This is a genomic window from Dactylosporangium sp. NPDC048998 (assembly GCF_043197855.1).
Taxonomy (GTDB): Bacteria; Actinomycetota; Actinomycetes; order Mycobacteriales; family Micromonosporaceae; genus Dactylosporangium.
The window spans coordinates 116,113-140,500 of sequence record NZ_JBICTV010000016.1; the positions used below are offsets into that span (position 1 = coordinate 116,113).

The following is a 24,388-nucleotide window of genomic DNA, read 5'->3' on the forward strand; positions in this document are numbered from 1 at the left end:
GAGCTGGGTTCGCGGCCACAAGCACCACGCGACACCGCGCCGAGCCCGAGGCCGCCGGCCGTCACCGCGCCCGGCGCGGCCGGATCACCCCGCTCGCCGTTGCGCACCGGCCGCACGTGCACCTGGGCGACGCGCGCGACACCACCCGGCACCAGGCGCCCGGGTGCCCGCCGTGTAATCGCACCGAAGATGAGCTGGGAGTACAGCACATGCGTGACAGAGAACGGCCGGCCGTCCGCTTCTCGGTGCTCGGGCCTGTGCGCGGCTGGGAAGGCGACGCGGAGCTCGACCTCGGCGCACCGCAGCAGCGGGCGCTGTTCGCGCTTCTGCTGGTCCACGCCGGACAGCCTGTCCCGCTGACCAGCATCGTCGACGTCCTGTGGCCGGCCGGCGCGCCGGCGACCGCGGTGAACATCGTGCACCGGTACGTCAGCCGGTTGCGGCGGCTGGTGCCCGACGGCACGCTGGCCCGCTCGTCCGGGGGCTATCGCCTGGATCTCGACGACGCCGAGTTGGACCTGCTGGCGTTCCGCCGACATGTCGCGGAGGCCCGGTCCGCCGCCGAGCACGATCCGCACAGCGCCCTCGCTTCCGTGGTCCAGGCCCTGCGGATGTGGCGCGGCCCGGTCGCGGTCGGCGTGGAGGCCCAGATCCGCGCCGCGCCGGCATTCGCCGCCATCGACCAGGAGATCGCGGACGTCCTGTTACAGGCCGCCGGCCTCGCCGAGCATCCCGACTGCGCCTCCGCGCTGCTGCCCTTCCTGCGCCAGGGATGCGCGTCCGCGCCGCTGGACGAGCCGATGCACGCGGCGCTGATCCGTACGCTCGGCCGGTCGGGCCGGCAGGCGGAGGCCTTCGCCGCGTTCGCCGCGCTGCGCGGACGCCTCGTCGACGAACTCGGGGTCGACCCGGGCCCCGAGGTCGCCGCCGCCCACCGGGATGTGCTCCTGGCTCACACGACCGCGCAAACGACGCCCCACCCGGCTTCCCCCCAGGCCCAACCCACCGGCCCCGGGCCGGTCGGTGCGCAGCCGACCGTGCGGCCGGCGCAGCTACCGATGGACCTGCCGACGTTCTCGGGACGCGCCGAGCAAATGCAGCACCTGACGACCTTCCTGCGCGGCGAAGGGGCCGGGCCGACGGCGGCGCGGGTCGCCGTCATCAGCGGCATGAGCGGCGTCGGCAAGACGACCCTGGCGGTGCACTGCGCCCATGTCGTGGCCGCCGACTTCCCGGACGGCCAGCTCTACGTCAACATGCGCGGGTTCGACCCGTCGGCCCGGCCCCTGCCCGTAGACGAGGCCGTACGCGGTTTCCTGGCCGCCCTCGGCGTGCCGGACTCGGACCTCCCCGCCGGGCTGGACGAGCAGGTCGCGCTGTACCGGACCATGACCTCCGGCCGCCGGATCGTGGTGGTGTTGGACAACGTCCGCGACACCGAACATGCCCGAGTCCTGCTGCCAGGGGCGCCGGAGTGTGTGGCCATCGTCACCAGCCGTCACCTGCTGACCGGACTTGTCATCCGCGAGGGCGCAGATCCGACGGTGCTGGAGCCGATGTCGGCAGCCGAGTCCGAGACGTTCCTGGAGCGGCGGCTAGGACGGCGGTCCGTGGCCGAGCCCGCGGTCACCAGGCAGATCGTCGCGCTGTGCGGCGGACTCCCGCTCGCCCTGGCCATCTTCAGCGCCCGGGCCACAACCCATCCGCATTTCACGCTGCATGAGCTCACCGCCGAGCTGCAGGCGTCGCTCAACCGGCTCGACGCCTTCGACCTGGCCGACGGGACCCTCAACCTTCGCGTGGTGTTCTCGTGGTCGTACCAGTTGCTGACCCGCGACGCGGCGGAGCTGTTCCGCCTGCTGAGCCTCGACCCGGGCCCGACCCTCGAGCTCGCGACCGCGGCGAGCCTCGCCGGGCGCGAGCGGACGCAGACGCGGGACCTGCTCGCCGAGCTGGCCCGCGCCAACCTGGTCACCGAGTTGGCGCCGGGGCGCTTCCGGGTCCACGACCTGGTGCGGGCGTACTCCGCCGAACTGCTGCACAGTGAGGACCCGCCGGGCGCACGGCAGGCGGCCTCCGCCCGGCTGCTCGACCACTACGTGCACAGCAGCCTACGGGCCGCCGTGCTCATCAACCCCCGGCGCAGGCCCGAGATCGTCGGCGCCCGGGCACCGCTGCCCGGGGTGACGCCCCACGCACCGGCCGGCTACTCCGAGGCGGTGGGTTGGTTCTTCCAGCAGCGCTCGACGCTGCTGAAGATGATCGACCTCGCGCTCGCCGCGCCGGCCGACCCAGCCGTCTGGCAGCTGGCCTGGTCGATGGAGAACTATCTGCAGCGGCACCACTACTGTGCCGACTGGGAAAGCGCCCAGCAGGCCGCGCTGACCGCGGCCCGGCGGGCCGGTGACGTCGGCGCGCAGGCACGCGCGCAGCACGGCCTCGGCATCGTCTACTCGGATCGCGCCCTGAACATCCCGGAGCGCAGCCGCACCCATCTGCTCGAGGCCATCCGGCTCTTCGGGGAGAGCGGCGACGCGCTCAACCAGGCGACAGTGCACCTGCGGTACGCGACCATGGAGACGCCCGGCAGCGGGAATCAGCAGCGGCACGTGGCCGAGGCGCTGCGGCTGTACCACGAGCGCGAACGCCAGGGGTACACCGACGCGCACGACTACATCGCCGCCGCGTACGTCCGCCTGGGCGACTACAAGCAGGCCCTGCCGTATGCGCTGGCCGCCGTCGACCTGCTGGAGAGGGTTGGCGACCGGCATCACCAGGCGTGCGCGTGGTCCGAGCTCACGACCATCTACACGGCGCTCGGCGATGATGTGCGTGCACTCGGGGCATGCGAGCGTAGTGTGACCCTGTTCCTGGACGCAGGCGACCGGTTCCTCGCCGCTGACGAGCTGGAGATGATGGCCCGCCGCTACGCCAACGCCGGCCGACCGCTGTTTGCCCTCAACACGCTACGGCGCGCGCTGGCGCTGTACAGCGAGATCTGCTCGTCACGAGCGGCGTCGGTCCGCGCCGCGATCACCGCGCTCGCCGCCGAGGCCGGGTGGCCCACGCCGGCCGGAACCGGCAGCACCGCCGGGCGGGGCCGGACACCTCAGCGGCGCTGACGCGTCCGGCCGCCGTAGGGCGCCGACACCGACCGACGGCGGGCGACGCTGCGCCGGCCGGGCATCCGGGCCGGCTCGGCCGAGCCCTGGTTCGGGCCGCCGAGCAGGATCTGGCGGTGCAGGTCGCGCAGACGCGCTCCGGGCTCGATGCCGAGCTCCTCGACGAAGCGCTGCCGCATGACTTGGTAATGCGTCAGCGCGTCGGCCTGCCGCCCCAGCCGGTAGAGGGCGGCCATGAAGAGCTCGTGGAGCCGTTCGCGCAGCGGATGCTCCACGAGCAACGCCCGCAGGTCGGGCAGCACCTCCTGGTATCGGCCGAGCCGGAACTCGGCCTCCACCAGGCTCACCTCGGCGTCACTGATGAGCTGCTGCAGCCGGGCGCGCTGGCCCTGAACATAGGGCCCGGGCAGGCCGGTGAGCGGCAGCCCGTGCCGCAGGGCGAGCGCCTCGCGGAGGCTCCGCGCCGCGCCCGCCGCGTCGTCGCGCCGCATCGCCGCGCCGGCCTCGAGCGTCAGCCGCCTGAAGCAGACCACGTCCACCGACTGGGGTGGCACCCGCACGGCATAGCCGCCGGCCATCGAGTCGATGCGGATCTGCCCCGAAGGCGACGCGTCGCCGATGACCTGCCGAAGCCGGGAGATGTAGGTGCGGATGACGGTGACCCCGGAGCGCGGCGGGGTGGTGCCCCACAGCGCGTCGATGAGCGATTCCACGGTCGTCACCACCCCGTCGTGCAGCAGCAACGTGGCCAGCAGCGCCCGCTGCTGCGGCGCGCCGAGGTCCACCTCCTGCCCGCCTGCCCAGCACCGGAACGGGCCGAGCAGGCTGAATGCGACCGGCACCGGCCGGCGGCCGGCGTCGACCGCACCGACGGCGCCAGTACCAGTGAAATCAGTATGCAAATCAGGATCCTTCGGCTTCGTTCGGAGTTGCACGAGCTCTCCGAGCCTAGAAGTCCCCGTTGGTAAGGATCGTGACTGGAATCTGAACGAGGGAACGGAGCCCGGTCAGCCGACGGCAAGAACCGCCCCGCCGAGGACTCAATACGCGTCCGGGCCCCTCGGGGGCCCCTTCCCCATTCGAACCGACGGCGGTCAACATCCGGTTGACGTCGGCTCACCGCGGCCGGGCGCGACGTCCACCGATCGCCGGTCTGTCGACGTCCGCAGGGGAGCATGGGCCCTGTGGGCCTTCCCCCGATCGCGATCCGGACTAGAATTCCGCCGGGCGATGACGGAAGGGCGCCTATGGCCACATCAGCCTGGGTTCGCCCGGCGCAGTTACCGGCCGACCTGGCCACGTTCGCCGGCCGGGAGGCCGAGCTCGCGGTCATCGGCGAGCCGCCCGCTGGGCCGGGTGCGGGCCCGGCCACCGTCGTCATCACCGCGCTCGGGGGCATGGCCGGCGTCGGCAAGACCACCCTGGCGGTGCACTGGGCCCACCGGGTGGCGGACCGGTTCCCAGACGGGCAACTGTATCTGGACCTGCGCGGATTTGGCCCGGCCGACCGCCCGGTCGAACCGGCGGATGCGCTGCCGGGGCTGCTGCGCTCCCTCGGCGTGCCCGGCGGCGACCTGCCGTCCGGCCTCGACGCGCAGGCCGCCCTCTACCGCAGCCGCCTCGCCGGCAGACGGATGCTCATCCTGCTCGACAACGCCCGCGACAGCGAGCAGGTCCGGCCACTGCTGCCTGGCACACCCGGCTGCCTGGTGCTCGTCACCAGCCGCAACGAGCTCACCGGCCTGGTCGTCGTCGACGGCGCTCACCCTGTGCGGGTCGACCTGCTCGACGACGCCGCGGCCCGGAAGCTGCTGGCCCGGCGGCTGAGCAAGCGGTTCGACGAGGCCGCACCGGCCGCGGTCGCCACGATCGTCGGGCTGTGCGCCGGCCTGCCGCTCGCGCTGGCCGTCGTCGCGGCCCGGCTCGCCACCTCCCCCGGCCACACGCTCGACTCGGTCGCCGACGACCTGCGCGCCGCCGGCGGCGGCCTGGAGGCGTTACGCGGCCCGGACGCCACGACCGACCCCCGGGCGGTGTTCTCCTGGTCCTACCGAGCACTCAGTCCCTCGGCGGCGGCGCTGTTCCGGGCGCTCGGCGTGCACCCGGGGCCGGACATCGGCCGGGCGGCCGCGGCGAGCCTGCTCGGCGCCCCACCCGGGACCGCCCGCGCCGCCTTGCTGGAGCTGGAACGCGCCAGCCTCGTGGTCGAACACCGGCTCGGCCGGTTCGTCGTGCACGACCTGCTGCGGGAGTACGCCCGGGAACGCTTCGCCGACGCCCCGGCCGACGAGCGTGACGCGGTGCACCGCCGGCTGTTCGACCATCACCTGCACACCGCGCACCGGGCCGAGACGCTGCTCACCCCGACCCGTGTCCCGGTCGAGTTCCCCGCGCCGGCCCCCGGTACCACCCCCGAGCCGCTCGCCGACGAGGAGCAGGCCCTCACGTGGTTCGCCGCCGAGTACCCGGTGTTGGTTGCGCTCCTGCACCGGGCCGCCGACCAGCGCCGCGACGCGGACGTGACGCGGCTGGCGTGGGCGCTCGGCACCTTTCAGCGCCGGCACGGGCACTGGGCCGACCAGCTGGCGACGCAGGGCCTGGTGCTCGCCGCCGCGCAGCGCCTCGGCGACCCCGCAGCGGTGGCCGACGCGCAGCGCGACCTCGGCCACGCGCTGTCCCGCACCGGCGACAGCGACGCCGCGCGGGAACAGATGAAGCTTGCCATCGCCGGCTACGCGGCGCTCGGCGACCACACCGGCGAGGCGCACGCCGAACGCGGCCTCGGCTTCGCGCTGCTGTCCGCCGGCCGCCACGCCGAGGCGCTGCGGCACATCGGCCGGGCCGGCGAGCTGTACGAGGCGCTCGGCAACCGGGGCGGGCTGGCAAAGTCGCTCAACGAGACGGGGTACATCGAGACCCTGCGCGGCGACCACCGCGCGGGGATCACGCGCTGCGAACAGGCGCTGGTGCTGTTCCGGGAGCTCGGTGACCGGCACGGCGAGGCGGCCACTCTCGACAGCCTGGGCAACGCCTACCACCGCGCCGGCGACCTCGACCGTGCCCTCGCCGCTCACGCCGCCTCCGTGGAGCTGTTCAAGCAGGTCGGCGACCGCTACGAGATGGCCGTCGGGTACGACAGCCTCGGTGACGTGCACCGCGACGCCGGCGATCCGGACGCCGCACGGTCGATGTGGCAGGCCGCGCTCGCGCTGTACCGGGAGCTGGAGCATCCGGCCGCGGACGCCGTCGCCGCCAAGCTCTGAGCGGCCGACCCGGCGCGACGAAAGGCCGTCGATTCCTTGTCGATCGGGAATTGACGTACGCGCGATTCGATGTCGCGAGACGCGCCGGCAGTAGCGCCGATCGATCAGCCCATCACCGCTCGTTACGTGGGCAACCAGCGATGAAGGAGGCGTTGAGGCGTCATGGATGACCGAGTCCTTGTCGTGGGTGGCGGGATCGCCGGTCTGGCCGTGGCCCGCGCGCTGCACCGACATGGCATCCCGACGGTGGTATCGGAACGGCTGGCCAGCCCACCCCACCAGGGGCTGGCCGTCAACCTGCCGGGAAACGCGGTCCACGCGCTGACCGCATTGGGGATGGCTGACGACCTTACCGGCCTGGGTGTGCCGATACGTCGGCGTGAATACCGCAACGCACGGGGGCGGTTGCTGTTCTCCGTGAACGAGAGCGAGTTCTGGGGTGAGGCGGCCACGCCGCGATGCGTGCGTCGTTCAGATCTCATCGATCGGCTCGGGCGCGGCCTGCCGGCCGGTACGGTACGACCGGATTGCCAGGTGACCTCAGTACGGCCGACCTCGCTGGGCGTCGAGGTGGGGCTGGCCGGGGCTGCTACCGAGAGTCACCCGTTCGTCGTCGGCGCCGACGGGGTCCGCTCGACGGTACGTCGGGCCGTGTCGGGTGAGAAGGCGCTGGGCACGGCACTGCTGTCGGCGGCCAGCTGGCGATTCATGGCACCAAATCCCGGCGTCGATTGCTGGACTGTCTGGTCGGGCGCACAGGGTACCTTCCTGCTGATCCCCGTCGACGCGCACGAGGTCTACGGCTACGCCTCGGCAACCCGCGGCGGCCCGGTCGACGCGGACCCCGAGTGGTTACGGGCTAGCTTCGCCCGCTTCCCCGACCCGGTGCCGCACGTCCTGACCACCGTGCTGGCCGAAACGTCGTCCCTGTACCACTCCCCCGTTGAGGAGGTACGCATCGGGCGGTGGACTCAAGGCCGGGTGGTGCTCATCGGCGACGCAGCCCACGCCACTGCCCCGGTGTGGGCACAGGGCGCGGCGCTGGCCGTCGAAGACGCCCTGGTCCTGGCAGAACTGCTGGCCACCCACCAGGACTGGAGCCAGATCGGACCGGAATACGAGCGGCGACGCCGACCCCGCGTAACGCATGTCCAAGCCATGACCGACCGGTTCTCACGCGCCGCCGGGCTGCCCACCTGGTTCCGAGATGCGATTTTGCCCTTCGTTGGCCCCCGCAGCTACCGGGAAACCTACCGTCCACTACAACCACCCGTCGTGGCCTAACCGGTTCCGTTCGAGATCCCGGGCTGGATCGGGCTCAGCACAGGTTCAGCTCGCGGGCCCACAGCTGCGCGGCGGTGCGCTGCGGCAGCGACGCCGGCGCCTCCGGGTGCACCAGGCGGTACTTGCGCCGGATGGAGCGCAGGTGGGTGTTGGCGGTGTCGATCGTCACGAACAGCCGCCGGGCCACCTCGGCGGTGGACAGGTGCTCGCAGCCGACGAGGCGCACCACGTCGAGCTCGCGCGGGGTGAGCTGGTACTGCTGGCGTCGTGCGACGGCGGCGGCGAAGATCCGTCCGACCGCCTCGCGCCCCTGTGTTTCGGTGAGCCCGCAGCTCGCGGCGGCCCGCGCGGGCGGCTCGCCCTGCACGACCGCGCGCAGCACCCGCCGGTCGCCGGCGGACAGCTCGGATCCGGCCGGCAGCGGGCGGCGGCGCAGGTCGGCGTAGAACATCGCGGCGAGCGCGGCGGACAGGTGCAGCCCGCTGTCGTGCACGGCCAGGACGGCGGCGACGAGACCGGCCGGGTCCTCGGACTTCTCCACGTAGCCGGCGGCGCCCGCGCCGATCGCGTCGAGGACCTGCTCCTCGGGGGCGTAGCCGGACATGAGCAGCACCCGCCAGCCGTGCTCGGCCAGCGCCCGCACCGCCTCCGGACCGGAGGCGCCGGGGCCGAGGATCACGTCGCAGACCGCGATGCCGGCCGGGCCGGTGGCGATCGCGGCGGACACCGTCGGCGCGAGGGGGCGCACTTCGAAGCCGTGCCGGGCCAGCAGCGGGTCGAGCACGCTGACCAGCGGCCCGGCGACGAGGCGGTGGTCGTCGACCACGACGACGGGGACTATGGGGACGTCCACCGCAGTACCACCTTGGTGCCCTCCCCCGGCGCGGACGTCACGCTCCAGGCGGCGCCGACCGCCTCGACGGCGGGCAGCGACTCGGTGTGGCCGTGCCCGCGGGGGGTGGCGGCGGCGTCGAAGCCGGCGCCGTTGTCGAGCACCGAGATCTCCACGCCGTCGCGGGTCGCCTCGGCGAACAGGACGACCTCGGCGTCGGGGCCGGCGTACTTCAGCGCGTTGGCGAGCGCCTCGTGTGCGGCGGACAGCAGCGCGCCGGCGACCTCGGGCGGCGGCTCGGCGTGGACGTACACCCGCGGCAACAGCAGCAGACCCAGGTCGAGGAACGTGTCGGCGAGCTCGAGGACGCGCGCGGAGAACCCGCCGCCGCCCTCGCCGGCGGTGTTCAGCAGGGCACGGGTCCGGATCGCGCCGCGGCGGGCGGCCCGGCGGGTGGCGCGGCCGACGCGCTCGTCCAGGGCGATGCCGTCGAAGATCGGCAGGACGCCGTCGTGCAGCGACCGCCGGAAGCCCTCCCGGTGCAGGGCGAGGTCCAGCCGGCGGGCGTGCGCCACGGCCGCGGCCGTCTGCGCCGCCATGCCGCGCAGCATGGTCGCGACGGCCAGGCCCGCGACGTACCAGATGACGAATCCGAGAATGTCGGAGGCGAGCTTCTGCGACACGTCCGGCCACACCGAGGCGGTCCACGTGGCGGACAGCAGCAGGACCGCGGCGGCGGCGCGCGGGCGCAGCCCGACCGCGAACGCCAGCACGACCGGGCTGACCAGGCTCACCGGGACGAGCTCGGTGAGCACCGCGTTGCGCTGGCCGGGCAGGCCGGCGCGCGACCCGGCGGCCATGAGCGCCACGCAGAACGCGGCGTCGGCGAAGGCCAGCAGCCCGTCTCCGCGCAGGTCGCCGGTGCGCCGCGCCCGGCGCAGGAACCACAGCGCCTCGCCCGCCGCGGCCAGCAGCGCGGCCACGATGATCCACGGGTGGGGCAGGTGCCGCCATTCCATCAGCGGTACCGCCAGAAACGGCACCGTCGCGACCCGGACGTAGGCGACCATGCGGGCCAGGCGCTGCTCGTGGGCGCGCACGATCTCCGCGTCGGAGTCGGCGGGGACCCGCGACCAGTCCAATGCGGCGAGCACACGCTGAGTCAGGGCCATCGATACAGCATGTTGCCGCAGTGGAGCGATCGATGGGATCCCCGCGACGGCGGATGGCATTCCGTGTCCGGCCGTGCCTCCGGTTTCGGAGCCCAGGTCCGGAGGCACGGCCGGCACGCCCCCGCCCCCTCGGCGTGCCCCCAGTTCGGCACAGGCGGGGAAAGGTGCGACGCCATTATCGCCCGTCGGCGATCAAACCACGTCGATCGGGAGCTCGTGCTGCCGCCCTGTCCGCTCCTGCCCTGTCGGGCTCGCGTCAGTTCTGGTCGCGCGGGCCGTAGCGCTCCGCGGCCCGGGCCCGGGCGCGGACCGCCTCGACCTCGCGGTCCCGCGGCGGGGTGCGGGTCACCAGCTCGTCCAGCAGCACCCTGGTCGCCTCGGCCACGGCCCACACGGCCGCGTCGAACGCCTCCTGGTTGACCGCGGCCGGCCGGGTCATGCCGGAGACCTTCCGCACGTATTGCAGCGCGGCGGCCTCGATCTCGTCCTCGGTCGCGGGCGGCTCGAAGTTGTTCAGCACCCGGATGTTCCTGCACATGTACCCCACCTTGCCAGGCCCGCGAAAAAATGTCGCACCCCCTCGCTAGTCTCCCGGGCATCCGATGGAGCGCGAGGCGGCGGAGGGCGGATCGCATGGGTTGGCTGGCGACGGCCGGTGGCTACGAGGTGACCCTGGAGGCGGGGCGGATAGCGTGCCGCAACCAGAAGGGCAAGGTGCTCAAGTCCATGCCCCCGGCGCTGCGCGACGACCCGGTGGTCACCGGGCTGCGGCAGCTCACCGAGTGGCTCGCGCGGCACGAGGCCGAGGTCCGCGAGCAGGTCGACCTGTGGATGATCCGCTCGCTGCCGGTGCCGGCCGAGCTGCTCGCCCGGGTGTGGCCCGACGAGACGTGGCGAGCGGCGCTGACCGACCTCGTGGTGGCGGTCCTCGACGACGAGGGCGGGTTCGACCCGGACGAGGCCGGCTTCCTGCGCGACGCGACCGCCGACGGGATCGGCGTGGTCAACCTCGACGGCGAGACGGTGCGGCTGCCGGCGGAGCGGATCGCGGTGCCTCACCCGGTGCGCCTGCCCGACCTCGAGGATCTCCGCGAGTTCGCCGCCGACCTGGGCGTCAAGCAGTCCGTCGACCAGCTGTTCCGCCAGACCTGGAGCCGCCCCGACGACCTGGAGGCGGGCGCGAGCAGCGTGCGCGACTATGCCGGCGGCCGGTTCGGGGAGTTGCGGCACCTGCTGGCCCGGGCCGCGTCGCTGGGCTATCCGGTGCGCGGGGGCTACGCGGTCTGTCGCGTCTTCGAGGACGGCCGGGGGCTGGAGGCGCGCAACTGGGTCGGCGCCGACGACCCGTATTCGGAGGCCGAGACCGGCGACCTGGTGTTCGTCCGCCCCGACGGCCGGTCGATCCCGCTCGCCGAGGTGGGGCCGGTGGCCTGGTCCGAGGGCATGCGCATGGCCGCGGCGCTATACGCGGGCCGGCTGGTCGAGGAGAGCACGGAGGAGGCGGCGTGAGCGCGGAGGACAACACCATCGAGGCGTTGCTGGACGCGGGGGCGGTGCTGCCCGTCGGCACCGACGCCGCCAAGGACACGATCGACACGCTCACCACCCGGGCATATGCGCACCCGGTGCTCGGCGACCGGAAGGTGGTCCGGCTGGTGCCCGGCACGCTGGGCCAGGCCGAGGACCTGACGATGGAGTTCCTCGGCTTCGCCGCGCCGGAGACCGTCGCCGAGGTCGGCGTGGTGCGCCAGCAGGCGCTGGGCTTCCCCGCCTGGGCGCTGGTGCACGACCCGGCCAACGGCCACCACGCCCTGGCCCTGGTCAAGGACATCGAGCGGCTGGTGCGGGTGGCCAAGTCGCGCATCGGCCCGGCCCGCGACGGCTTCAACGAGCTCGGCGACCGGCTCGCCCGCTCGGTCCCGCACTTCCTGCCGACGTTCTACGAGGAGGCGGCCCGGGCATTCCTCGCCGCCGACAGCCAGACGTATGCCGCGAGCATGTTCGGCAAGGCCCGCGAGGCCGAGCGGCTCTATGCGCTGGAGATCGACGAGGAGCGCCAGCACGCGGTCTTCCTCGAGTTCGCCCTCGCCGGCGCGCTGACCGCCAAGGCCCTCGCCCAGCACGCCCGCGACCTCGCCGCCCGGTGCGCGCCGGAGGTCGCCTACGAGCGGTTCCGCCGGCTGTGCGTGGAGCGCACCCTCGGCGGGATGCCGCCCTATGCGCAGATGCACGTCGACCTGGGCCGCCTGGCGAAGGCCGCCGGGCTGGGCGCCGAGGAGGACGAGGCGCTGCTGGCCGAGGTGCTGCTGGCGCCGTCGATCCTGCGGGCCCCCGGTGGGTTCTGGAAGGCCTACCGGCCGGCCCTGGTCCGCCTCGCCGGGCGCGAGCCGCGGGTGCGCGGGCAGCTGCTGGGCATGTTCCCCGGCGAGTGCCCGTTCGGCACGTGGCTGGACATCATCGAGGAGTGCGGGGCGACGGCGGCGCTGACCGGCCCGGCCGGCGGGGTCGAGGCGGGCGCGGAGTCGCCGGACGGTCCGGCGGGCTGGCTGGCCCGCGCCGACCGCAGCCGCGGCGGCTGGCGCCGGCCCCGCGACGCGCGGCTCTACGCCCTCGCCGAGCGGATGGCGCCGCGCCTGCGGGCCGACGGCGTCCCCGTCGACCTGGCCCCGAGCCGCCAGCGGGTCGACCTCGACCTCGTCGACCTGGCCCTCGCGCTGGGAATACCGGTGGCCGAGGTGGCCGAGGACGCGCGCTGCGACGTCGGCGACTGGATCGTCGACGGCGGCGAGGGGGCCCGCGACCTGACCGAGGTCGCCGCCCACGAGCGGCTGCTGCGGATGGCCGCGGAGAGTATGGAGTCGTATCTGAAGACGTGGTATCGCGCCGACCAGGCGGCGGTCGCGCCCGACCGGGTCGGCCGGGTGGTGGCCGTGCCGGGCCTGCGCACCGTGCTGCACTGGTGGCTCGACCGGCTCGCCGACCGGATCGCCGCGCAGGGCCTGACGACCCTCGACGACGAGCTCGACCGGCTGACCATGGTCGCCTGCCCGGCGGGCCTCGCGGTCAACCCGGAGGCGATCGCCCGGATCACCGCCTTCGACCTCGGCCCGGTGCTGGGCCGCACGCTGCGCGCCGGGGTCCTCGACGAGTTCGAGTGGCCGGCGCTGGAGGCCGGGGCGGCCGCGGTCCGCGGCGACGACCCACGCCCGCTGAACGAGGACCTCACCGTGGTGCCGCAGTGGCCGGCGCTGGTGCTGCGCCGCGGCGAGCGGGTCGCGGTCGTCGGCGATGAGGGCCTGGAGCTCGAGCACACGCTACGCATTCCGCCGGACGAGCGGCGCTACTCGTGGCACACGACCGTGCGCTACGTCGACGGCCAGCTGCTCGTCGCCTGGAACCGCGGCGGCGAGCGGGCCGGCTACTGGAGCGGCGCGCCCGACGACGTGTTCACCGCCGCGGAGGACGGGCTCTCTGACCCGGGCGAGGAGTCCGTCGCCCTGCCCGGCGGCGGGCGAAGCGCCGGCGGCCGGCCGCTGCACCCGGGCGACCGCCGCGCACAGGAGTTCGGCGCCGTCATCAGCGACGGGCAGCACTACTGGGTGCAGACCCAGGACCAGTCCGACTACAGCTGGCGCTGGCAGGAGTACGACCCGGCGACCGGCGCCCGGGGCCGTGTCTCGCTGCCGGCGTTCTTCGAGGAGGGCGCCGTCGACGGGCAGCCGCTGGCGTTCGCCGCGTGCCGGCTGCGGCCGGCCTCGCCCCGCATGGCGCTCAGCCCGCTCGGCCACCGCGACGGTCTCGTCGGCTGGCGGGTGCGGAACACCCCGGACGGGCAGGCCGGCGAGGGGATCGACGGACGGTCGTTCGCGCTGGCCGAGCCGGAGCCGGGCCGCAGCGGCCGGCAGGGCCTGCTCACCGGCGCGATCCGGTTTCCGGGCGCCGACGCCGCGCACGGCCTCGTCGCCGAACACGGCTGGCGGGTCGTCACGCTGCACCTGCACACCGCCGACGGCCTGCGCTTCGCCACCCTCGGCACGGCCGGCGTGCCCAGCCCGTTCGCCGAGGGCACGCCACTGATCCCGCCCCCACTGTTCTGGCACCAGCTGCGCCCGCGCGACGAGGCCGGCTCGCTGGCGCTGCGCGGGCTCGGCGACGAGCGGGCCGCGGGGCTGCTGGCCACCGTGTCCGGGCTCGCCACCGCCGCCGGCGACGGCGACGAGGTGAGGTTCCCGGACGCCGAGGTGCGGGCCGCGGTCCGCGAGGCGGTGCCGCAGCTGGCCGCCGAGGCGCTGGTCGCCGGCGTCGGCGGGGTGGTCAAGCACGCCGCCCGCGCCGCGCTGCGCCTGGCCCGGCTCACGGGCGCGGCCGAGGCGATCGCCGCGCAGGACCCGCAGGCCGCCGCCGAGGACCCCGACGCGCACCTGGCCGGCGACGCGGTTCTCGACAGCGCGATCGGTGGCCTCATCCCGCACTGCTACGACCACGGCCACGAGTGGGTGAAGGTCTTCGCCGACGCCGGGGCCGCGCTCGCCGGCCGCGAGCCCCGCGCGCCGCTGTCGCCGTGGCTCGGCTCCGCGGACCTCGACTGGTATTCCGTGCTTGGCGTGGTGCCCTCGATCATGCTGCGGGCGGCGTCGCCGACGACCGACGAGCAGCACCGAGCCGCCATGCTCGACCTGCTGGAGGTCCTGGCCGGCTCGGGGCTGCTCGACGGCGCCGGGCGCACCCGCCGCGTCACGGTGGACTCCGACACCCACCGGCCGCAGATGGTCGCCGGGGAGGTCGTGGTGACCGGCGACGGCCGGCGGCTGCTGCCGTTCCGCGTCGACGCCGCCAACGGCACGGTCGTCGGGATCGAGCACGCGGCGGACGGCCGGTTCGGCCCGGTGCCGGGGCACACGATCAGCTTCGAGCTGGTGTATCAGCGGTCCGCTGACGAGTCGGCGGCCGTGGCGCGGTTCGCCGCCGCCGGCCGCGCCCGCGGGGGCCCGGCCGACCTGCTGGGCCCCGACACGGTCCGCGCGGTCTCCGCCGCGGCCGGCGTCAGCCTCGCCGAGGCGACGGTGCTGTTGGCCGGCGCCACCGACGCCCAGCAGTGGAAGAATCACCGCCCGGCGGACTGGCAGGCGGCCGACGACTCGGTCACCGACTACGCGATCGAGACGGCGATCGAGCACGTGCGCTGGCGGCAGCAGCGGACGGGGGCCGGCGTCGGGCACACGGCGCTGCTGCCCGCCGAGCCGGCCGACCTGTGGACCGGCGGGCCGGACGTGGCCCGCTTCGGGGCCTGGCACGCCGAGCGTGTCGGCTCCCGCACCCCGGTCGGCGACGACCTCATCACCGAACTGCGCCGGGCGGGCGTTCCGCAAGGCGTGAGTGCCTCAGAGTTCCTGCACGGCGTCGCCAACCCGGAGACCTGCCCCTGGCTGCACCGCCCCGACGCCGGCGTCGACGGCGACGACCTGCTCGTCACCGTCGCGCGCGGGCTGCCGTGGCTGGCGCGGCGCCTGCCGGAGGACGACCCGATCCGCCGCAACCTGCCGCGGGTGCTGGAACTCGTCCGGCAGCTCGCGGCCGACCCGGCGTTCGAGGTGCTGATCGGCGGCACCGACGAGCAGAACCTGGAGAAGATCCTCGCCGCGCTGGCCATGCCGGTCGAGCGCACCGAGGACCGCATCGACGCGGGGCTGTTCGTGGTACCGGTGAGCGGCTACTGGCGGCGGGTGCGCCTGCGCCCGGCCCGCCTCGACGGCCTCGACGACCCGCGGGTCGACGCGCTCGTCGCGGGGCTGGGCAGCCGGGACCTGCCGGTCGTGGCGCTGCGGGCGGTCCTCGGCGACCGGCTCGACGCCTGGCTCGACGCGCCGGTCGGCGACGCGCCGCACGACCCGTCGCGCTCCGCGCCCGAGCTGGTCGCGCGGGTCGCGGAGCGGCACGGCCTCGGCGCCGACGCCGCGACGCTCTACCTGCAGCTGCTCGCCCTGCCCGACCCGACCGACCGCAACGTCGCGGCCTGGACCGGGTGGAAGCCGGCCCGGCTCAAGGCCGCCCGGGCCGAGCTGCTGGCCACCGACCTCGTCGTCGAGGCGAAGCGGCCGCGCGCCGGACGGTCGCTGTTCCTGCCCGGCGGGTGGCTGGCCTGGAAGGCTCCGCTGCCGCCGCTGGAGCGGTGGAAGCTGCCGCTGCTCATCGGCGCCGGCGAGGGCGGCGCCAAGCTCGGCGCCGTCATCCCCGTGGCGCCCGCGCCGCGGCTGTTCGAGGTCGCCTGGGACCGGGTCGTCGCCGGCGACTACCCCCGATTCGAGGAACTCACCACGAGAGGCCGCCGATGACCGCCACCGTCACCAGCCCCCGGCAGGTCGACCCCGCCGAGCACGCCCACGCGACGGAGCTCGCGTTCCTGGCCGCGTTCGACGGCGGGGCCCGGCCGCCCGGCTGGCGGCTCACGCCGCGGGCCGTCGTCACGTTCATCGTCGGCAGCGACGGCGAGACGCTCGCCTTGCCCAAGGGCGCGCGGCCCGACGGGGTGCCGGCGCGGCTGGAGATCCCGCGCAAGTTCGTCGGCGACCGGGCCCTGGTCGAGCGGTGCGTCGTCACCCTCGCCGGGGAGCGCGGGCTGCTGCTCGTCGGCGAGCCGGGCACGGCCAAGTCGATGCTGTCGGAGCTGCTGGCCGCCGCCGTGTGCGGCACCAGCGAGCTGGTCGTGCAGGGCACCGCGGGCACGACCGAGGACCAGCTGCGATACGGCTGGAACTACGCGCTGCTGCTCGCGCACGGCCCGAGCCCGGAGGCGCTCGTGCCCTCGCCGGTGCTGACCGCGATGCGCGCCGGGCGGGTCGCCCGGATCGAGGAGATCACCCGGTGCCTGCCCGAGGTGCAGGACGCGATGGTGTCGATCCTGTCCGACCGGCGCATCGCGGTGCCGGAGCTGGCCGGCACCCCGGGTGCGACGGTGCACGCCGCGCCCGGGTTCACGCTCATCGCCACCGCCAACCTGCGCGACCGCGGCGTGTCGGAGATGTCCGCGGCCCTCAAGCGTCGCTTCAACTTCGAGACCGTGGGCCCGATCCCCGACCTCGCCGCCGAGACGGCGCTCGTCGGCCGGCAGGCGCGCGCGGCCCTGGAGCGGGCGCAGACCCCGTTCGAGGTCGACGAGGCGGTCCTCGAGGCGCTCGTCACGGCGTTCCGCGACCTGCGGGCCGGCCGCTCGGTCGAGGGCTGGGAGGTGGAGCGGCCCTCGACGGTGATGAGCACCGCCGAGGCGGTCGCGGTCGCCACGTCGCTGGGGCTGGCGGCGGCGTACTTCCCCGGCGACCGCGACGTGCTGTCGCTGCTGCCGGCGCACCTGCAGGGCGTGGTCTGCAAGGACGACCCGGCCGACGGGGCGAAGCTGCTGGGGTACTGGGACGGGGCGGTGCGCCGCCGCGCCGAGGAGGGCGCCCGCCTGTGGCGCCGGCTGTGGGAGCTGCGCGATGTCCTCCAGCCCTGACACCGCGCTCGCCGGTCTGGCCGGCTGCACGGCGCCGTTCCTCATCGGGGTTCGCCACCACTCCCCCGCGCTGTCGGCAGTGATGGGCGAGCTGCTGGACGGGTTCCGGCCCGAGGTACTGCTGCTGGAGCTGCCGGCCGAGTTCGCCTCCTGGCTGCCGTGGCTGGCCGACCCGGCCACCACGGCGCCGGTGGCGCTCGCGGGCGTGGTCGGCGGCGACGGCGCGCCGGCGTTCTACCCGTTCGCCGACTTCTCACCGGAGCTGGTCGCGGTGCGCTGGGCGGCCCGCAACGGCGTCGAGGTCATCCCCTGCGACCTCCCGCTGGCCGCCCGGGAGTGGCATGCGCCCGGGTCGCCCGTTCCGCTCGGCACGCCGGTCTCGTTCCTCGGCGACGCGCTGAAGCGTTCGGCCACCGGCCGGTCCGACGAGGACATGTGGGACCGGGTCGTGGAGGCCCGCGCACCCGGGTCCGCTCCGGAGGCGGTGCGCCGGGCGGCGCTGCTGGTCGGCTGGGCGATGCGCGGCGACGCCACCGCGGGCGCGGGCGTCCCGGAGCTGGACCTGCACCGCGAGGCGTGGATGCGCCGCTGCCTGGCCTCGGTGGGCGACCGCCGGGCCGCGGCGGTCATCGGCTCCTTCCACGCCGCGGCCCTGCTCCCGGGCGCGCCTTCACCCCACGCCTCGGCCTCGTCCGACGGATCGCCGGCTCATGCCTCGACCTCGCGGTCGGCCTCGTCCGGCGGGCCGGCGGCTCGTGCGACGGCGGCTCGTGGGGTCGCGGTGGCGGACGGGGCGCTCGCGGGGCGGGGCGGCGTGGTGACCTCGCTCGTGCCGTACAGCTTCGCGCTGCTCGACTCGCGCTCCGGGTATCCGGCCGGCATCCGCGATCCGCGGTGGCAGCAGGCCGTCGTCTCGGCCGGCGGGCGGCCCGACGCGGTCGAGGCGGCCGCCCTCGCGAGCGTGGTCGAGGTCTGCGCACAGGTGCGGGCCGGCGGGCACCCCGCTGGGCCCGCCGAGGCGCGCGAGGTCTTCCGGCTCGCCATCGACCTCGCCCGGCTGCGCGGCCTGCCGGCGCCCGGCCGCGGCGAGCTGATCGAGTCGCTGCAGAGCGTGCTCGCCCACGGCGAGGTGCTCGGCCGCGGCCGGGTCGTCGCCGCGGCGATGGAGACCGTCCTCGTCGGCGACGTCCGCGGCGCCCTCGCGCCCGGCGCGCCGCGGTCCGGGCTGCGCCCGGCGGTGCAGGCACTGCTCACCGACCTGCGCCTGCCCGGCCCCGGCGAGCGGGCGAAGGACCTGCGCCTCGACCCGCTGCGCTCCGACCTCGACCGCCGCCGCGACGTCGCGCTGCGGCAGCTGGCCGCGTGCCGCATCCCCTACGCGGAGAACACCGCCGTCGAGGGCACCGCCGGCGTCGACGCCCTGACCACCCGCTGGAACGTCGAGTGGACGCCCGGCACCGAGGCGATGCTCGACGTCGCCGGCATCCGCGGCGTGACCCTGGCCCAGGCGGCCGAAGGCGCGCTACGTGAGCGGCGCCGCGCCGACGAGGGCGCGCAGGGCCCGACCGCGGCGCAGATCATCGCTGGGCTCGCCGCCGCGGCCGAGTGCGGGCTGCCCGGGCTGGCCGGCGAGCGGCTGACGGAGCTGGCCGAGCAGATCCCCGCGAGCGCGACGCTCGAGGAGCTCATGACGGCCCTCGCGCTACTCGACCGCCTCCGCAACGGCCACGTGCCCGGCCTGCCGGCCGAGGTCGCCGCGACCCTGGCCGACCTGCCGGCGCTGGGCGATGCGCTCGAGGCCGCGGCCGTACGCCAGATCGACGGCCTCGCCGGCTCCGACGACGTCGCCGACGTGCGCGCCCTGGTGGCCCTGGGCCGCCGCGCGGACGCCGCCGGCGTGGGCCTGCGCCTGGCCGACGCCCTGCGCCGCCTGGCCGCCACCGGCACCCCGACGATGTCCGCCGCGGCCGGCGCCGTCCAGGTTCTGCTGGGCCTCGACGAGCCCGCCGCCCTCGGCACCCGGGTCGCGTCGTGGATCGACGGCGCCGTCTCCGACGAGGGCCGCCGCCGGCTGCTGGGCCACCTGCGCGGCCTGCTGGCCGCCGCCGAGCCCCTGCTGCAGTCCGGCCCGGACGCCCTGGACGGCCTGCTGGACCGGGTGGCCTCGCTCCCCGACGCCGCGTTCCTGTCGAGGCTGCCGGCCCTGCGCGGCGGCTTCCAGACGGTGAGCCCGGCGGCCCGGGACCGCCTCCTCGCGGTGGTCGAGGACCGCCTGGGCGACGGCCTGACCAGCGACGTGGAGTCCACGGATCCGGCGGCCCTGCTCCGCCGCCTGCTGGCCGACCGCGCCGGCCGCGCCGCCGCCGACGCGCTGGGCCTCCTCCCGCCACCCGCACCCGCGGACACCGCATCCCCGGACGTCGAGGCCCCGGACGCTGCGGCGCCGGACACCGCAACCCCGGACACCGTGGCTCAAAAAGCCGCAGCCCCAGGCGATGCGGCCGCCTCCTTGAAGGGTGCGGCATCTCCCAGTGATGCTGTTGGTTCCGATGCTCCGGATAGCGGCGAGCGGTCGCTGGCCGTCATCGATCGGTGGCGGCTGCTGCTCGGGCGGCAGGATCAGCGGCTCGCCGGGGCGGCGCGGCGGTATGCCACGGCGCTCGACGAGCTCTACGGGGCGGGCACCGGCGAAGGGGCCGCGGCCGATGCGGCCGGGCGGGCCGGGCGGGAGGCGCCGTTCCCCGGGGTGCGGGAGTGGGCCGAGGAGTTGTCCGCGCTGTTCGGGCCGGGGATTCGCGAGGAGGTGCTCGCCCGGGCCGCGGAGGCGGGGCGGCACGACGCGGTGATGCTGCTCGATCCCGACGCGGTCAATCCATCGGTGGAGCTGCTGCAGACCGTGCTGTCGCTGGCCGGCGGCATGTCCGAGAGCTCCGTCGCGCGGCTGCGGCCCCTCGTGGCGCGCATCGTCGACGAGCTCACCCGGCGCCTGGCCACGCGGCTGCGGCCGGCGCTCGCGGGGATCAGCACGCCGCGGCCGACGTACCGGCCGGGCGGGCCGCTGGACCTGCCGCGCACGCTTCGGGCCAACCTGGCCACGACCCGGCGGGACGCCGACGGGCGGGTCCTGGTGATCCCGGAGCGGCCGGTGTTCCGCACGCGAGCGCGGCGCGGTGTCGACTGGCGGCTGGTGCTGGTCGTGGACGTGTCCGGGTCGATGGAGGCGTCGATCATCTGGTCGGCGCTGACCGGCGCGATCCTCGCCGGGGTACCGGCCCTGACGACGCACTTCGTGGCGTTCTCCACCGAGGTGGTCGACCTGACCGACCGGGTGAGCGACCCGCTGAGCCTCCTGCTGGAGGTACGCGTCGGCGGCGGCACGCACATCGCCAAGGGGCTGCGGCACGCGCGGAGTTTGGTGACCGTGCCGTCGCGGACGCTGGTGGTGCTCGTCAGCGACTTCGAGGAGGGGTACCCGCTCGGCGGCCTCCTCGCCGAGACGCGCGCGCTCGTCGAGTCGGGCGTGACCGTGCTCGGGTGTGCGAGCCTCGACGACTCGGGGCGGCCGCGGTACTCGGTGCCGATCGCCTCGCAGCTCGTGGCGGCCGGGATGCCGGTGGCCGCGCTGAGCCCCATGGAACTGGCCCGCTGGGTCGCGGAGAAGGTGCGAGCGTGAAGGGTTCCCTGCCGCCGATCGAGACGCCGGTACTGCTCGCGGCGCTCGACGCACTGCCGGCCCGGCTGCGCAAGAAGCTCGACGACGCCGCGGCGAAGCTCGCCGACCGGCCGGTGACGCGCGACGGCGACCGGCACACGGTGGCCATCGACGACGCGACGGCGGTGACCCTGACGACGGACGGCGGCGTGGTCCGCGCCCCGGACGCCGTCACGTGCACCTGCCTGCTCGCCCCGAACTGCCTGCACCGCGTGGCCGTGCTGTCCCTGGCCCCGGTCCACGACGGCGACGCCCCGGCGCAGGAGGACGAGACCCCGGCACAGGAGGACGAAACCCGGGCACGGGACGCTGGAACCCGCGCACAGGACGGCGACGCCCCAGCGCCGCACGACGAAATCCCGGCCCCGGACAACGGGACCCCGGCGCAGGACGGTAGGACCCCCGGGCGGGACGGCGGGACCCCGGCGCAGGACGGGCGTGCACCGGGGCGGGGCAGCGGCGGCGATGCCGAGGTCGCGGTGCCGGAGGAGGGCGCCGTGGTGCTCACCGCGCAGCAGGCCGCGGCGGTGGCGCAGCTGTGGCAGGCGGCCGTCGCGGTGCTCGCGGGCGGGGTCACCGGGTCCGGCACGGTCGCGCGGGCCGCGCTGCTGCGGGCGGCGCACGAGGCGCAGGCGTGCAAGGTGTACCGGGCGGCGGCCGCGGCGCGGGTCGTGGCCACGCTGCTGCAAGCGGGCCGGGGCGGGGACGCGAACTACCGGCTCGCCGACCTGACCGAGGCGCTGCGCGAACTGCTCGGCGTCGTGCATCGGCTGCACACCGGGGCGGGCGGGGGCGCCTCCGCCCAGTCTGGCTCGACGAGGCTTGGCGGTGACCGACCCGGACCGGGCGGGGAGGAACTGCTGGGCAGCGCGCGCCGGCAGTACCACCTGGAGGGCAGCCTGCGGCTCTACGGCCTGTGCACGACCGCGGTGCTGGCGGGGACGGGGCATGCGGGCGTGGTGACGTATGCGGCCGACCGGCGGGGGCGGCTGTGGATGATCGCCGACGTCATGCCGGGCGACGCGCGGCGGGCCGCGCGGGCGGGCGACGCCACCATCGCGATGGGCGAGACCGCGCTCACCCACCGCCGGCTGACCCGGGCGGGGCTGGTCGTGTCGGGGGCGACCGCGGCGGGCACCCGGCAGCTGGGCGCGGGGCGGGGCGTGCGGGCCGTGACCGCATCCGGGGCAGCGTGGCACGAGGAGCCGCTGGCCGGGCTGTGGGCGGAGCCGGTCGCCGCGCAGGTGCACCGGGCGTTCGAGGCCCTGGCGGTGCCGGTGACGGACCGTCCGGCGGGCGCCGACCTGCTGTTCCTGCGGGTGACGCTGCGCGGGCGCGACGGCGACGCGGTCCTCGCCGAGGCTCCTGACGGATTGCCGCTGAGCCTGCGGGTGGCGGCGGAGCATCCGGCGCTGGGCTATCGGGAGAACCTGCGCGTCCTCGGCCGCGCGGAGGGCCTCGAACTGCTGCTGGTCGCGCGGCCCGATCCGGGGCGGCCGGGGACGGTCCTGCCGCTCGCGGTCGCGCCGCCGCCGGGCTCGGCGTGGCACCTGCCGGCGCCGTTCGACGGGCATGCCGACCTGGCGTTCGACCGGCTCCACCGCAGCCAGCTCCGCCAGCCGGACCTGGCGAAGGATCCGGCGGGCGACGGCGAGGACGAGCCCGCGGCGACGGCGGAGACCCGCAGCGGCGGCAACAACGAGGCCACGGCGCCGGCCGGGAACGGCAACGACGGCAAGGACGAGGGCGAGGCGACGGCGGAGGCCAAGGGTGGTGTGGACGACGGGTGGCGGCCCGCGGTACACGATGCGGCTCTGCACCTGTTGACGGCGCAGGTGGAGCGGACGGTGTCGGGCGGGCGGGTCATGCTGACGTTCCCGAACGGGCGCGGGGCCTCGGACGCGGCGCGGCTGCGGCGCGCCCGGCTGGACACCGGCGCGGCCCTGCTGGACCGGCTCGCCGCCGCGGCCGCGGACCGGCCGCGGGACGCGTACGGGCGGCTCGCGGACGACGACGGCACGGCGTTCGCGCAGGCGTGGCTGGCCGCGGCGACGTACGCGGACGCCGCCGGGCGCGCCCTCGCCGAGGCGTCGTGGCTGCCGGGCGACTTCCAGCTGGAGCCGGCCGGATGATCCAGTAGACCTGGGATCAGGAGGGGCGGGTGGCCTCGATCGCGGCGATGAAGGCCTTCGCGCGGGCCTCGTAGTTGTCGTACCGGCCGTAGCTGGGGGCCGCCGGCGAGAGCAGCACCACGCCGCCCGGCGGGACGATCTCGCGGGACAGGCGGACCGCGTCCGGCAGGTCGGCGGCCACCACCCGGCGCACGGTGGGCAGGTCGCCGACCACGTCGAGGATGTGCTCGCCGCTGTCGGGCACCGCGACGAGGGTGAGGTCCACCGCCTTGTCGCGCAGGTAGTCGCGCAGCGGCGTGTAGTCGATGCCGCGGTCCTGGCCGCCGACGATGACGGCCAGGGCGCGGCCCGCGTACGCCTCGACGGCGTGGATCGTGGTCTGTGGCGCGGTGGAGAGCGAGTCGTTCACGAACTCCACGCCCGACGGGTCCGCGATCGGGGTGAGCCGGTGCGGCAGCGGCGTGTATGAGCGCAGCCCGGCCTCGACCGCCTCGCGCTCGGCGGCGACGTCGATGCCGGCGGCCTGCAGCGCGGCGAGGGCCACGCACAGGTTGCCGGCGTTGTGGCTGCCGCGGAGGGGAAACGCGTCGCGCGGGAAGAGCCGTTCGCCGCCGAGGACCACCCACCCGTCGACGACGTGGAAGGAGCCCTCGGTGGCGGCCGGGACGAGCGGCAGGCCCGGGCGGGCGGCCAGCTCCGCGGCGAGGGTCGGGTCGGTGGCGTTGTAGACCACCGACTCCGGGCCGTGCTCGGCGATGTTGAGCTTGTGGGCGTAGTACTGCGACGGCAGCCCGTCGCGGGTCCAGTCCAGGTGCTCCTCGAACAGCGAGGTGAGCACGGTGACGCGCGGCGAGTCCTGCAGGTCGGCGCACTGGTACATGGACAGCTCGAGCACGTAGCGCTCGGCCGGCGGCAGCGACAGCACGGCGATGCCGATGTTGCCGCCGAGCTTGTTCGGGCGGCCGGTGGCGGTGAGCAGGTGCGAGATCAGCGTGGTGGTGGTGCTCTTGCCCTTGCTGCCGGTCACGCCGATCGTGTGCTTGGCGTGGTCGGCCATCCACAGCGAGGTACCGCCGGTGATGGAAACCCCTCGGCGGCGCAGCTGCTGGATCCACGGGTTGGACTCGCCGACGCCCGGCGAGCGCACGAGGACCTCGACGCCCTCCAGGGCCGGGGCCATGGCCTCGCCCTCGTGCAGCGGGGCCAGCTCGGCGAGCCGCCCATCCCACTTCGTGGCCAGGAACGTGGTCTTGTCCTGCACGACGACCAGGGAGGCCGGGCCGACGGGAGCGATCGCGGCGATCGCCTCGATCGCGGCGACGCCCTCCCGGCCCGTCCCCCACACGGCCACCCGACGCCCGGCAAGCTCCGACAGATGCATG

The 24,388-nt window shown here is 75.4% G+C and carries 13 protein-coding genes; 8 read left to right on the plus strand and 5 right to left on the minus strand.

Annotated features, from left to right (window positions below; all coding sequences use genetic code 11):
- The first annotated feature begins 209 nt into the window (after positions 1-209).
- The gene (locus ACGFI8_RS30095) at positions 210-3,122 is read left to right on the plus strand and encodes a BTAD domain-containing putative transcriptional regulator (protein WP_392810026.1); all 2,913 of its coding nucleotides are present in this window, start codon (positions 210-212) and stop codon (positions 3,120-3,122) included.
- Here the strand turns inward: ACGFI8_RS30095 and ACGFI8_RS30100 are convergent.
- Positions 3,110-4,024, minus strand: a complete 915-nt coding sequence (locus tag ACGFI8_RS30100; RefSeq protein WP_392810027.1) for a BTAD domain-containing putative transcriptional regulator — start codon at positions 4,022-4,024, stop codon at positions 3,110-3,112. The genes ACGFI8_RS30095 and ACGFI8_RS30100 overlap by 13 nt on opposite strands.
- Positions 4,025-4,369: 345 nt before the next feature.
- On the opposite strand from ACGFI8_RS30100, the gene ACGFI8_RS30105 reads away from it, so the two are divergent.
- Together ACGFI8_RS30105 and ACGFI8_RS30110 are read left to right on the plus strand one after the other, a co-directional pair.
- Positions 4,370-6,385, plus strand: a complete 2,016-nt coding sequence (locus tag ACGFI8_RS30105) for an ATP-binding protein (protein WP_392810029.1) — start codon at positions 4,370-4,372, stop codon at positions 6,383-6,385.
- Positions 6,386-6,547: 162 nt separating this feature from the next.
- The gene (locus ACGFI8_RS30110; protein WP_392810032.1) at positions 6,548-7,669 is read left to right on the plus strand and encodes an FAD-dependent oxidoreductase; all 1,122 of its coding nucleotides are present in this window, start codon (positions 6,548-6,550) and stop codon (positions 7,667-7,669) included.
- Between the two features lie 34 nt (positions 7,670-7,703).
- Here the strand turns inward: ACGFI8_RS30110 and ACGFI8_RS30115 are convergent, their stop codons facing one another.
- The 3 genes from ACGFI8_RS30115 to ACGFI8_RS30125 all read right to left on the minus strand — a co-directional run bounded on the left by ACGFI8_RS30115 (position 7,704) and on the right by ACGFI8_RS30125 (position 10,211).
- A complete protein-coding gene (locus ACGFI8_RS30115) occupies positions 7,704-8,522 on the minus strand; it encodes a DNA-binding response regulator (RefSeq protein WP_392810034.1) in 819 nt (272 codons plus the stop codon).
- A complete protein-coding gene (locus ACGFI8_RS30120) occupies positions 8,507-9,673 on the minus strand; it encodes an ATP-binding protein (protein WP_392810036.1) in 1,167 nt (388 codons plus the stop codon). The genes ACGFI8_RS30115 and ACGFI8_RS30120 overlap by 16 nt, the downstream gene beginning before the upstream one ends.
- A 256-nt stretch (positions 9,674-9,929) precedes the next feature.
- Positions 9,930-10,211: a DUF2277 domain-containing protein gene (locus ACGFI8_RS30125; protein WP_392810037.1), complete on the minus strand. Its 282-nt coding sequence runs from the start codon at positions 10,209-10,211 to the stop codon at positions 9,930-9,932.
- 95 nt (positions 10,212-10,306) lie between these two features.
- Here ACGFI8_RS30125 and ACGFI8_RS30130 point away from each other — a divergent pair, with 95 nt between their 5' ends.
- From ACGFI8_RS30130 to ACGFI8_RS30150, 5 genes are read left to right on the plus strand one after another with little or no spacing between them, the layout of a single operon-like run.
- Entirely contained in the window at positions 10,307-11,182 is an 876-nt protein-coding gene (locus tag ACGFI8_RS30130) for a DUF4132 domain-containing protein (protein ID WP_392810038.1), read from the plus strand.
- Positions 11,179-16,005 carry a hypothetical protein gene (locus ACGFI8_RS30135; RefSeq protein WP_392810040.1) on the plus strand — a complete coding sequence of 1,609 codons (4,827 nt, stop codon included), beginning with the start codon at positions 11,179-11,181 and terminating at the stop codon, positions 16,003-16,005. Before ACGFI8_RS30130 ends, ACGFI8_RS30135 begins: the two co-directional genes overlap by 4 nt.
- Positions 16,002-17,162 (plus strand): AAA family ATPase, encoded by a 1,161-nt coding sequence (locus ACGFI8_RS30140; protein ID WP_392810042.1) that lies wholly within the window; start codon positions 16,002-16,004, stop codon positions 17,160-17,162. The genes ACGFI8_RS30135 and ACGFI8_RS30140 overlap by 4 nt, the downstream gene beginning before the upstream one ends.
- Positions 17,146-20,835 carry a DUF5682 family protein gene (locus ACGFI8_RS30145; protein WP_392810044.1) on the plus strand — a complete coding sequence of 1,230 codons (3,690 nt, stop codon included), beginning with the start codon at positions 17,146-17,148 and terminating at the stop codon, positions 20,833-20,835. Before ACGFI8_RS30140 ends, ACGFI8_RS30145 begins: the two co-directional genes overlap by 17 nt.
- Positions 20,832-23,006, plus strand: a complete 2,175-nt coding sequence (locus ACGFI8_RS30150) for a hypothetical protein (protein ID WP_392810045.1) — start codon at positions 20,832-20,834, stop codon at positions 23,004-23,006. The genes ACGFI8_RS30145 and ACGFI8_RS30150 overlap by 4 nt, the downstream gene beginning before the upstream one ends.
- 16 nt (positions 23,007-23,022) lie before the next feature.
- On the opposite strand, the gene murD is transcribed toward ACGFI8_RS30150, so the two are convergent.
- The gene (gene murD / locus ACGFI8_RS30155; RefSeq protein ID WP_392810047.1) at positions 23,023-24,387 is read right to left on the minus strand and encodes a UDP-N-acetylmuramoyl-L-alanine--D-glutamate ligase; all 1,365 of its coding nucleotides are present in this window, start codon (positions 24,385-24,387) and stop codon (positions 23,023-23,025) included.
- Position 24,388 lies beyond the last annotated feature (1 nt).

Excerpts from the sequence above, each read along its gene's own strand:
- ACGFI8_RS30095 (WP_392810026.1), top strand. The coding sequence starts at position 210 with ATGCGTGACAGAGAACGGCCGGCCGTCCGCTTCTCGGTGCTCGGGCCT.
- ACGFI8_RS30105 (WP_392810029.1), top strand. The coding sequence starts at position 4,370 with ATGGCCACATCAGCCTGGGTTCGCCCGGCGCAGTTACCGGCCGACCTG.
- ACGFI8_RS30110 (WP_392810032.1), top strand. The coding sequence starts at position 6,548 with ATGGATGACCGAGTCCTTGTCGTGGGTGGCGGGATCGCCGGTCTGGCC.
- ACGFI8_RS30120 (WP_392810036.1), bottom strand. The coding sequence starts at position 9,673 with ATGGCCCTGACTCAGCGTGTGCTCGCCGCATTGGACTGGTCGCGGGTC.
- ACGFI8_RS30125 (WP_392810037.1), bottom strand. The coding sequence starts at position 10,211 with ATGTGCAGGAACATCCGGGTGCTGAACAACTTCGAGCCGCCCGCGACC.
- ACGFI8_RS30130 (WP_392810038.1), top strand. The coding sequence starts at position 10,307 with ATGGGTTGGCTGGCGACGGCCGGTGGCTACGAGGTGACCCTGGAGGCG.
- ACGFI8_RS30140 (WP_392810042.1), top strand. The coding sequence starts at position 16,002 with ATGACCGCCACCGTCACCAGCCCCCGGCAGGTCGACCCCGCCGAGCAC.
- ACGFI8_RS30145 (WP_392810044.1), top strand. The coding sequence starts at position 17,146 with ATGTCCTCCAGCCCTGACACCGCGCTCGCCGGTCTGGCCGGCTGCACG.
- murD (WP_392810047.1), bottom strand. The coding sequence starts at position 24,387 with ATGCATCTGTCGGAGCTTGCCGGGCGTCGGGTGGCCGTGTGGGGGACG.